8 protein-coding genes are annotated in these 11148 nt (G+C 34.1%); 4 read left to right on the top strand and 4 right to left on the bottom strand.

What is annotated here, in order from left to right; translation table 11 throughout:
* Positions 1-120: 120 nt before the first annotated feature.
* Complete coding sequence (locus SHI72_RS11865; RefSeq protein WP_323490076.1) at positions 121-4374, bottom strand: type IX secretion system membrane protein PorP/SprF; 4254 nt, start codon at positions 4372-4374, stop codon at positions 121-123.
* Position 4375: 1 nt separating this feature from the next.
* On the bottom strand, positions 4376-5836 hold the full coding sequence (locus SHI72_RS11860) for a gliding motility-associated C-terminal domain-containing protein (protein ID WP_323490075.1): 1461 nt from the start codon (positions 5834-5836) through the stop codon (positions 4376-4378).
* Between SHI72_RS11860 and SHI72_RS11855 the strand changes: the two genes are divergently transcribed.
* Positions 5837-6181, top strand: coding sequence for a hypothetical protein (locus SHI72_RS11855; RefSeq protein WP_123912118.1), 345 nt, complete (start codon positions 5837-5839; stop codon positions 6179-6181). It abuts the gene before it with no gap.
* Positions 6182-6355: 174 nt separating this feature from the next.
* On the opposite strand, the gene SHI72_RS11850 is transcribed toward SHI72_RS11855, so the two are convergent.
* On the bottom strand, positions 6356-7645 hold the full coding sequence (locus tag SHI72_RS11850; RefSeq protein ID WP_039118049.1) for a hypothetical protein: 1290 nt from the start codon (positions 7643-7645) through the stop codon (positions 6356-6358).
* A gap of 174 nt (positions 7646-7819) precedes the next feature.
* Entirely contained in the window at positions 7820-8269 is a 450-nt protein-coding gene (locus SHI72_RS11845) for a hypothetical protein (protein ID WP_035618624.1), read from the bottom strand.
* A gap of 512 nt (positions 8270-8781) precedes the next feature.
* On the opposite strand from SHI72_RS11845, the gene SHI72_RS11840 reads away from it, so the two are divergent.
* From SHI72_RS11840 to SHI72_RS11830, 3 genes are all read left to right on the top strand, one after another.
* On the top strand, positions 8782-9930 hold the full coding sequence (locus SHI72_RS11840) for an ATP-binding protein (protein WP_039113448.1): 1149 nt from the start codon (positions 8782-8784) through the stop codon (positions 9928-9930).
* 4 nt (positions 9931-9934) lie between these two features.
* Positions 9935-10318, top strand: a complete 384-nt coding sequence (locus tag SHI72_RS11835) for a DoxX family membrane protein (RefSeq protein WP_039113447.1) — start codon at positions 9935-9937, stop codon at positions 10316-10318.
* Between the two features lie 161 nt (positions 10319-10479).
* Positions 10480-11142 (top strand): WG repeat-containing protein, encoded by a 663-nt coding sequence (locus SHI72_RS11830; protein ID WP_323490074.1) that lies wholly within the window; start codon positions 10480-10482, stop codon positions 11140-11142.
* Positions 11143-11148 lie beyond the last annotated feature (6 nt).

The raw sequence follows: 11148 nt of genomic DNA, 5'->3' as shown, positions 1-11148 counted from the left end.
ATGGGGGGTCCAGGAAAACAAGACAAATGGCACTCTAAATATTTATTCAGTAGCATGCTCTTCTAAAAAACTAGAAGCTCCCTTGCATACTTTTTCTTATAATTTTATACAATAATCGTTTTATTCGTTTTCGACTTTTACAATAGACATTTTTCCGTTGTATGGTTTATTACCTTTTGATTCTAATGCTTTACTAGCCTCTTGTAAATTATCAAACTTATCGTAATAGATGTAATATTTACTAGCACTTACATTGTAAAAGAAATTAATATCTGATTGTCCTGCAGAAACTGCTTTGGTCAAAAATTCATCTCTTTTATCTGAGCTACTATGTACAGCAATAATCAAATAATAACCACTTTCAGCATTTTTAACATTCTTGATAATTTGCATGTTCGATTGTTCATCGCCATAATCAAAATCATTTGCCTTTAATGGTTTACTACTTGGTCTTGTCGTTTCTTTTATACGTTTTAAAGTAGCAACATCTTGTTGGTAACGACCTTGATCATTCTCGAATGCCGCACGCTTGATTCTACGTCTTTTCTCTATCTCAGTTTCTAGTTTAATTTTCTCTAAACTAGCAATCAAATCTGCATTCGATTTTTCTGCTCTTAATTGTTCTGCTTTTAAAGCTTCAATTTTGGCTAAGTAACTTTTGTTAAGTGCATCATTTTTATTCGGCACTTTTTTAAGTCGCTCATTATACAAATTCGTCAATCTGGTTAACGCATTTTTTTGTTCGCTGTTAACTTGAGCTATTTGTAATTTTAATGCCTCTAACTCGCTATTTTCAGACGCTACGCTCTTAAATGGTTTCGGTTCTTTATATATTCCTTTTTCACTTAAATCATTTTCTTCTCTAAGGTCATCAAGGTCTTTTTGTTTTTTAGCAACTGTAGCTGTCAATTGGTTCAATAAATCTGTTTGTGTTTTATATGAACTATCAAACACACTAGTTAAATTATCAATTGATTTAGCAGTCTCATCTTTAGCCGCATTCGCAGCTGCGTTTGATGCTGCAAGAGCATCTGCATCTTGTCTCGCTTTTAGTTCAGCATCCTGAGCTTGTCTTGCCTGAAGTGCGTCAGCATCAGCCTTGGCTTTAGCATCTGCATCTAATTTAGCTTTGGCATCAGCATCAGCTTTCGTCTTAGCATCTGCCGCTAATTTTGCTTGTAATGCTATTGCGTCAGCTTTGGCCTTTGCATCAGCTGCTAATTGAGCATCTGCATCAGCTTTCGCTTTAAGTTTAGCATCTGCAGCTTCTTTTACTTGTAATGCTGCAGCATCGGCTTTAGCTTTTGCATCTGCAGCAAGTTTGGCTTTTGCGTCTGCATCAGCTTTCGCTTTTGCATTAGCCGTTTCTTTAGCCAATAATGCTATTGCATCGGCTTTGGCTTTTGCATCAGCAGCTAATTTTGCCTGAAGTGCAATTGCATCTGCTTTAGCTTTTAATTTTGCTTCTGCAGCTATTTTTGCTTGTAATGCATCAGACTCCGCTTTAGCTTTGGCATCGGCATCTATAATTGCTTTTAATTCGGCAGCTTCGGTTTTCGCCTTAGCATCGGCTTTTATTTTAGCATCAGCATCAAGTTTTGCCTGGATTGCATCGGCATCAGCTTTAGCTTTTGCATCGGCTGCTAATTTTATTTTAAGTGCTTCAGCAGCATCGGCTTTAGCTTTTGCATCAGCTGCAAGCTTAGCGTCGGCATCTGCTTTGGCTTTTGCATCAGCATCTAATTTTGATTGTAATGCAGTAGCATCAACTTTTACTTTAGTATCAGCTGCAAGTCTTGCTTGTAATGCAGCGGCGTCGGCTTTAGCTTTTGCATCAGCAGCTAGTTTTGCTTGAAGTGCATCGGCATCAGCTTTTACTTTAGCATCTGCTTCAAGTTTTGCTTGTAATGCAGCAGCATCGGCTTTTGCTTTATTATCTGCAGCTAATTTTGCTTGTAGTGCATCGGCATCTGCTTTTGCTTTAGCATCTGCTTCAAGTTTTGCTTGTAATGCAGCAGCATCGGCTTTAGCTTTATTATCTGCAGCTAGTTTTGCTTGTAGTGCATCGGCATCTGCTTTAACTTTAGCATCTGCAGCTAGTTTTGCTTGTAATGCAGCAGCATCTGCTTTTGCTTTATTATCTGCTTCTAATTTTGCTTGTAGTGCATCGGCGTCTGCTTTGGCTTTTGCATCTGCAGCAAGTTTTGCTTGTAGTGCAGCAGCATCGGCTTTGGCTTTATTATCTGCTTCTAGTTTTGCTTGTAGTGCATCAGCGTCTGCTTTAGCTTTTGCATCTGCAGCAAGTTTTGCTTGTAGTGCAGCAGCATCGGCTTTGGCTTTATTATCTGCTGCTAGTTTTGCTTGAAGTGCATCGGCATCTGCTTTAGCTTTTGCATCTGCAGCAAGTTTTGCTTGTAATGCAGCAGCATCGGCTTTAGCTTTATTATCTGCTTCTAATTTTGCTTGTAATGCATCAGCGTCTGCTTTGGCTTTATTATCTGCTTCTAATTTTGCTTGTAATACATCAGCGTCTGCTTTAGCTTTTGCATCTGCAGCAAGTTTCGCTTGTAGTGCAGCTGCATCGGCTTTGGCTTTATTATCTGCTGCTAGTTTTGCTTGTAATGCATCGGCATCAGCTTTTACTTTTGCATCTGCAGCTAATTTTGCTTGTAGTGCATCGGCATCTGCTTTAGCTTTTGCATCCGCAGCAAGTTTTGCTTGTAATGCAGCAGCATCGGCTTTGGCTTTATTATCTGCAGCGAGTTTTGCTTGTAATGCAGCAGCATCAGCTTTGGCTTTATTATCTGCGGCTAGTTTTGCTTGTAATGCAGCAGCATCAGCTTTAGCTTTATTATCTGCAGCTAGTTTTGCTTGTAATGCAGCAGCATCGGCTTTGGCTTTGTTATCTGCAGCAAGTTTTGCTTGTAGAGCGGCAGCATCAGCTTTAGCTTTATTATCGGCTGCTAGTTTTGCTTGTAGTGCAGCAGCATCGGCTTTTGCTTTATTATCTGCAGCAAGTTTTGCTTGTAATGCAGCGGCATCAGCTTTTGCTTTATTATCTGCAGCAAGTTTTGCTTTAGCATCTGCGTCAACTTTAGTTTTTCCATCAGATGAAAGAGCTTTCGTTTTAAGTGCTTCTGCATCAGCTTTAGATTTAGCCGCTTCTAGTTTTGCAGCTTCTATCCTAGCCTGAGCTTCAGCATCGGCTTTAGCTTTATTATCAGCTGCCAATTTAATTTTTGCTTCAGCATCAGCTTTAATTTTTGCTTGTGCTTCTAATCTTGCCTGTATTGCAGCTGCATCAGCTTTTGCTTTTGCATCAGCGGCAAGTTTAGCTTTTGTAGCTCCATCTGTTTTTACGACAGGAGTTGTAGTTGTTTTGGCTGGTGCCACTTTTTTGACCACAGTAGGTTCAATAAGTGCTCCTTCTTCTTCGTCATCTCCATAATAGTAGTTTTTACTTTTAAATTTATAAGCAATAACAAATTCATGAGAAGCTCCAAAATTGGAGAAATTACCAGTCCCTTTTTCGTAGTTATATTCAATAGCAATTTTTGGTGTGATATTTACACCAAAACCTGCTGACATTCCGTATAAAGTGTTGTAACCTGCTTGTGCCCAAAATCCTTTAGGAATAGCAATCATTGCCAATCCAGAAATGACAGTTTTGTCTTTCTTGAATTCAGATTTTAAAAGACCTGAGAATTTACTTCTGTCAAAAAAACCATAGGCATCAATATAACCTGTGTACATAAGGTGAACTTCCACAGCTTGCTCTGGATCGTCTTTTACCATCTCGGAAGTGGCAAAATTATATAGCAATAAATTATTTACAGATAAACCAACGTCTAAAAATGCGTTACCGTAGTTAACACCTGGGTTAATCGTAATTAGTGAATTTGAAGGAATGTCATCGATATTAAGATTCATATCGTTTGAGATGATTTTACCCTGATCTAATCCGCTTTTGTAAAAACCAACATTTGCACCAAAAGTAAGATTACTGTCTTCTTGTAATACTACGTTGTGAGCAAAGTTTCCTATGATTCCAAAAGTAGTCATAAGACCATAATTTTGTTGGAATAAACCAATACCTATACCTTCATTTTCTCTAAATCTTCCTGAATAACTAAATAAATAAGTTTGTGGTGCATTATCAAATTGTACCCACTGACGCTTGTTATAAAAACTCGCATAGGAATTTTGTTCGCGAACAAAACTGAACGCTGGGTTAATAATATATCTATTAAATTTTAATGAATTTCTGATTGGTATTGAAAACGAAACAACTCCATCCCCTTTGACATTGTCTTGAGAATAGAGTACATGTGTTGAGCCGTAAAGAAAAGTAACGAATAGTAATATTTTCTTCATATTATTTAATTACAGTTATAGATCCTTTTTTTTCATCACTACCTTTTGTGATTATGTAATAATAAACCGGATTTATATTTTTAAAACTTTTTATTTCCCATTTTGAAGGATCGTAATCCACACCATTAAACATCACCTCTCCTTGTGAACTAACTATCATAACATTTGTATCTGCATTTTTATAATCAGCAGGAATGTCCCAAGTATTAAATGTGCTACTTAGGCTTACTATATTTGGAATATTTTTAAGATTTGAATCCGATACCTGAAAACCAAATTCTTTGGTTCCTGTACAACCTGTAGTTTGTGTAACAGTTACTTTATAATTACCCAATTCTTTAACCGAATAATTATTGGTAATAGCATCTGGGATGACTACACCATTTAAAAACCATTTGTAAGAAGGATCTACAGCATCGCTAGTAACAGTAACATCTAATGTTTCTCCTGTTTCTACATTAATCACGTTGCTATTGGGTACATTAATACTTCCTGTAAAAGAACCTTCACTTTGCAAGTTGATAGATCCGTTACCAGTACAACCACCAAAATCAATCTTAACAGAATATAATCCGCTAACATTGGTCTCGTAAGTTTTATTATTTGCTCCCTCGATTTTAACTCCTTCTTTAAACCATTCAAAGTTTATTCCTCCAGAGACACTTAAAGTAGTGGTTCCTCCGTTTGGACAAAATGGATTTCCAAGGCTTGATGTAATTGTAGTACTTGCATCAGTTGTAGATTCGGTAACAGTAACTTTATTCGAGTAAGAATTTGCGCTTAATATACAAGCCCCATAATTGGTTCTGGCATAATAAATACCTGGCTGTGTAACAGTATAACTACCGCCACTTGCCTCCGCAACTAAAGTTTCGGGTAAGACAAGACCATTGTCTTTATACCAATTGTAAGTTAAGTTTGTGTGTTTTAAAGGAGAATCATTTAATGGTCCACCTGGGTTGTCAATAGATAAAACAAAATTCCCACCAGCACAATATGTCGCTGTTGGGATAAAATTGTTTAATGTGTATTGAGCATTATGAACTTTATAGTACGCAGGAAATTCAACCGAAGGCTGACCAGTAGTTACTGGCGCCGTGGCTTTTACTCTAAGTCTATAATGTTCTCCGGCAGTATTCGTTGGAAATGCTATTCTTATTTTTCCTGGCGATGATACAATTTCTCCAACTGCAGAGGTGTAAACTACCGATGAGTTTGTAGTAAAGCTTCCGTCTGGGGCGGATAACTCAACTATAAACTGATTGGTTGCTAACAATCCTGTAACAGGCGAAAAGTTAAAATTTATATCATAGCCATTGAATCCAGGGCTAGCACAAACTGGGCTAAAACTAAATGTAGGTTGCCCTATAATTATTTGTGCTGATAAATTTGTATTGGCAAAAAAGATAACAATTAAAAAAAGAAAACTTCTGCGAAGAATAGTAGGTAATTCTTTCATCATATGATACGCTCTTTAATTACATCTTTATCAAAAAACAATAAGCTATCAATAAATGTTTCAGAAAAATCGTACTTACAATTTACATCTAATACTTCAACAGGATTGTTGTTTTGTAGCGTAAACTTGGGTTGCGAACAGTCGGTTTCTATGTCATTAAAACTATTTACTACGCTTGAGTTTATAGCAAAGCTACCTATGGGGGCGGACAACTCTACTATAAACTCAGTTGTAGTATTTAATTCTAAAACTGGTGAAGAGCAAAGATTCTCTTTAGCAGTTTTTTCTATAGAATTAACGCAAATCGAGGTATCAGGAAAATCAGATTTTCCAGTAGTTGCCTCTTGAGCGAATGTATGATTAGTTGTTATAAGGAGCCCAAATAACAACAGATATGGTATTTTTTTACTATGTGGGGCGATCATTCTTTTTTAGATATATGTTTCCAATTAAAAGACATAAAATGTCTCTACGACTAAATTGTATTTAAAAAATTAAGAATCAAACAAACAAGTAGGTAAACTATTTGTTTGAAGCTGTAATTTTACCAATATTAAGTCTGTAGTCCGGTCTTTTTGGATTAGAGATATCTATAAAAGTTTCGTTATTATTACTTTGAGAATAAACGTTAAAGAAGATACTGTTTCCGTACCAGTTCTCTAAGTCTTCATTGTTAGAATTAAATTCTGAGAAAATATTTCCTTTACATAAATTGAAATACATTTCTTCAATTTTAATTTTTTTCAAATTAGCATCATTGATCTCAATTTTACTATCTAATACAACCGCTGGGTTAAATCCAGAGATAACACTTCTTTTAAGCTCGATAGCTGCATTACTACCTACATAAATAGCTTCTTTTACTAATCCAGATTGAATATCTGCACTAATGTTATCGCTATCATTTAGCATGGTAATGTTTGCTGCAGTAACCAACGTTTGTTTCTTAGTAAAATCAGTCTCTTCTTTCTTATCGTAAGAAGCAACTTCCATACAACGAGAACCTTCTTTATTACTAGTTAAATAAGAAGATCTAACTGCAAGAGAGTTATATATTTTACATTGAGTTCCTTGAGTAAATTTAAAATCGTTGTTGATAGACTTATAAGAAACAAATTTGTTAATGTTTAAATCTCCACCAATCATATCAAATGAGTCACCTCCTGAGAAGCTAGCCATAACGTTTTCTAAAATTGTTTTGCTTCCAACACCAGCCAAAGTTAGTGAGTTGAAATTTCCAGAACCTTTTACTTTTTTACCAGCAAATTCGATTCTAACATATCTTAAAATACCAGAATTTGCAGCAGTGTTATCTCCACCATAAGTAGTTAATGAAGGATCAAGATCATAATTTACAGATGAGATGTTTCCAAATTTATTTATCGGAGCATCACCTAAAATTACAATTCCACCCCAGTCACCAGCTTTCTTAACAGCTTTGTTTGAAGTAAAAACGATTGGGTCCGTTTCTAAACCATCAGCTATAATCGAAGAACCTTTAGTAATAACAAGAGTTCCTTTAGAATCATAATCACCAATGATTAATGTTCCTGGCTCTATTGTAAGTACGGCATTGTTTGTTACATAAACATTACCTTGAAGAACGTAAATATTCTTCTTTAATAATTTTGTATTTACTGATATTTTTCCAGCCAAAATCTGATTGGCTTCACCATAATCAACTTTGTTGGGTTTAAATTCTGTCCAGTTGTTTAACCAGTTGCTATAACCCATTATACCTTTCTCTTGTTGTGCATTTACGCTGCACACAGCAAAAAGGGCAATCCAAATAATTTGTAATGATTTTTTCATGGTAGTAGGTTTTAATATTAACACTAAAGTGATATTTGAGTTAATGAAATTAAAAAAACTCATTTCGGAGTTTTCCTGATAAATCAAAGAAAACGCCGAAAACGAGTTGTATAAATATCCTGTATCTCATTATACGTTCTAATTAATGAGATTTAAGACATAAATAGATTCAAATTATTCGTTATTTTCATTGAAAAGGTGCAACGTTTTAAGTGTATTTTCATAAAACAAAATTGCTGCAACTAAATTATCTTTATCAGAGTAAGGCATCATTTTTCTCTGAAATTCTACTGTTACATCTAGGAATGAATTAGTCGACGCTACTTGAGCATCTTGGATTTTCTTGTTTTCACTATCCATCGGGATACCTAGATCAGCCATCGTAACTCCTGGTTTAGTAGCCAAAGCAATATAAGGTAAAGTTTTTACCAATACTTTGATACGCTCGATGTATAATTCTAACAATTCACCTTTTTGCATACCTTTTAATTCTTTCTGATCATGGTATTTCCTAATCAGTGCAGTTGTACTAATAATGCTTTGGGGAGCATTTTTAGCTTGAGATGATACCACCTCAGTTGACAACATTAAAAAGATGCTTAAAAAAATAATTTTCCCTTTCATAAATTCTGATTTTAAAAATTCAATTATAAAAACAAAAATATATAAATAAAGTTAACTTGCAATTTTTATTATCCTTTTTTTTAAACAAAAAGAGCCAAAATAGGACAAAAAAAGGCTATTAAACGACAAAATACGCTTCTTTGTCGATTTTTTTTGACAGTTTAAAAAAAACAGTTTTGTAGGAGATAAGGCTATTTTAGTAGACTAATTATCAACATGTTAATATTTTAATTACTAAAAAAAACCTTACCTTTTTAAATTAAGTCAAAATGATATTAACAAGAAAATGTTAATATATATTTGATAAAACACCCAATCTGGGATTTTTTGTTAATTTTTTATTTTCCTTAAAAAGAAATTAACTAAAAATCCCAAAACAATGTTTAAAACTATTAAATGGATCATTCCTGTCTTTTTAGATTTTAAATTTAAGAACACTATCGAGCCAAGATTGACATCAAACTTTATTTCTGAAAATTTTTGACTAAATCATTTTCTACTATCTTTGCTTCATGCTATTTTCTGAAATTTTAGGACAAGATTACATTAAAAACCACTTAATAAAAAGTGCTTCTTCGGGTAGGATCCCTCATGCACAATTATTTATAGGTCCAGAGGGCTCCGGAACTTTACCCGCGGCTATCGCATACGCACAATATATATTGTGTGGGAATTCTGGATCAGATAATGAAAATGGGAATGCTTCCTGCAACTTAAAGTTTCAGTCTATATCCCATCCCGACTTACATTTTATATATCCAACCGTAACAACCGAAGATGTAAAAACTAAACCTAAGAGTTTAGATTTTATTCAGGATTGGCGTAATTTCATTCAGGAAACTCCATATGGTGGATTATTTGATTGGTATAAAATTCTTGGCGTACAAAACAAACAAGGAGAAATTCGGGTAGAAGATGCTCAGGAAGTTTTAAAATCACTTTCATTAAAATCTTATGAAGGCGGTTATAAAATCATGATTATATGGATGGCAGATAAAATGAATATTGCTGCATCCAACAAACTTTTGAAATTATTAGAAGAACCATCTGATAAAACGATGTTTATTTTAATATCAGAAAACGAAGAATCAATTATTCAGACTATACGATCACGTTGTCAAGTACTTCATTTTAATGGATTAAGCGAAAAAATAATTGCCGATGCATTAGTTGCTAAACAAAATATAGAAACCAATGCCGCATTAAAAATAGCGCATCAAGCACAAGGAAATTTCAACAAAGCCTTACATTTATTAAGAAATGATGATGATGAATATCCATTTGAACAATGGTTTGTTACTTGGGTTCGTGCCGCATTTAAAGCCAAAGGAAATGCAGCAGCTATTCAGGATTTAATAGTTTGGAGCGAGCAAATTGCAGGATTGGGAAGAGAAAGCCAGAAGAAATTTCTGGAATTTTGTATAGAGATGTTTCGTCAGGCACTTTTGCTTAATTATCAAGCACCGAGTTTGGTATATATGGAACCAAAAGTAGAGAAGTTTAAACTAGAGAATTTTGCTCCATTTGTAAATGGAAACAACATAAACGATATATTCAAAGAACTTTCTGATGCGATGTATCATATTGAGCGTAACGGAAATGCAAAAATTATTTTAACCGATTTATCCATAAAACTAACACGTTTAATTCATAAAAAATAAAAAGATGAACAATATTGCCTCCATACTAATTTTAGTATTTTTAGCTGTTACATTTATTCAATCTGCTTACGACAAAATATTCTATTGGAAAGATAATGTAAGTTGGCTAAAGGGACATTTTTCCCAAACACAACTTAAGAACCAAGTACCACTTGCCTTATTTAATATTCTGGTTTTAGAATTAATTTCAGGAATTTTATGTATCGTTGGTTCAATACAATTATTCTTAAACAGCGGAAGAGAATTTGGATTCTATGGCGCAATTTTTTCTTGTATTACACTAATAATGTTACTTTTTGGACAACGATTGGCAAAGGATTATGATGGTGCAAGAACAATTGCAATTTATTTCATTCCTGCTGTTATTGGCGTTTATTGGTTAAACTAAGAAAAATAGTTCAATAGATTTATAAAACAAACCTCCCTGTTTTAACCATTTTTTTAAGCCAAATGTTACTTGATATAACATCTGGTGAACAATTATGTGTTTCTAACTAGATGATTATCAGAATTTATAGTCGAGAAACAAATACCTGAAATTTAAAATTTATGAATCATTTAAAATTGAGCAAACACATTTTTTATCTTTTTTTGATATTCTCATTTCAAGGAAAATCATTTGGGCAAGAAGTATTTATAGATTCTATACAAGATAAGTACGGACTAAAAAACGAAAAAGGAATTCTTATTTGTTTACCAAAATATGATGCTATTTACTCATTTGATGAAGGTTTCGCACCAATAGTACTAGATTATAAATGGGGATTTATAGACGAAAAAGGAAACGAAATAACACCCCTAAAATACACCATGGTAACCCCTTTTGAAGAAGGATTTTCATCAGTTTCGCTTGATAACAAATGGGGATTCATCGACCAAAATGGCAAAGAAATAACATCTCTAAAATACGATGATACAGGCTTTTTTAATAAAGGTCAAGCCAATGTGATCATTGACAACAAATATGGACTAATCGATAAAACCGGAAAAGAAATAACTCCCATAAAATATGATAATATTGGTTGGTTAAGTGACGGTCTTACGTTAGTACTTCTTAACAAAAAATGGGGATTTATCGACCAAACTGGCAAAGAAGTTATCCCATTAAAATATGACGGAGTAACGCCGTTTAATAAGGGTATCGCAGAAGTAAAACTAAACGGAAAAACATTTTATATTAACTCAAAAGGAGAACGTACTTCTAAAAATTGAAATCTC

Source organism: Flavobacterium sp. PL02 (assembly GCF_035013205.1).
In the GTDB taxonomy this organism is placed as follows: domain Bacteria; phylum Bacteroidota; class Bacteroidia; order Flavobacteriales; family Flavobacteriaceae; genus Flavobacterium.
The sequence above is the reverse complement of the archived record's forward strand: the minus strand, read 5'-3'. Positions and strand labels throughout refer to the sequence as shown.

What these genes read in the sequence shown, in the direction of transcription:
- SHI72_RS11865 (WP_323490076.1), bottom strand. Translation starts at nt 4,374, where the DNA reads ATGAAGAAAATATTACTATTCGTTACTTTTCTTTACGGCTCAACACAT.
- SHI72_RS11860 (WP_323490075.1), bottom strand. Translation starts at nt 5,836, where the DNA reads ATGATGAAAGAATTACCTACTATTCTTCGCAGAAGTTTTCTTTTTTTA.
- SHI72_RS11855 (WP_123912118.1), top strand. Translation starts at nt 5,837, where the DNA reads ATGATACGCTCTTTAATTACATCTTTATCAAAAAACAATAAGCTATCA.
- SHI72_RS11850 (WP_039118049.1), bottom strand. Translation starts at nt 7,645, where the DNA reads ATGAAAAAATCATTACAAATTATTTGGATTGCCCTTTTTGCTGTGTGC.
- SHI72_RS11845 (WP_035618624.1), bottom strand. Translation starts at nt 8,269, where the DNA reads ATGAAAGGGAAAATTATTTTTTTAAGCATCTTTTTAATGTTGTCAACT.
- SHI72_RS11840 (WP_039113448.1), top strand. Translation starts at nt 8,782, where the DNA reads ATGCTATTTTCTGAAATTTTAGGACAAGATTACATTAAAAACCACTTA.
- SHI72_RS11835 (WP_039113447.1), top strand. Translation starts at nt 9,935, where the DNA reads ATGAACAATATTGCCTCCATACTAATTTTAGTATTTTTAGCTGTTACA.
- SHI72_RS11830 (WP_323490074.1), top strand. Translation starts at nt 10,480, where the DNA reads ATGAATCATTTAAAATTGAGCAAACACATTTTTTATCTTTTTTTGATA.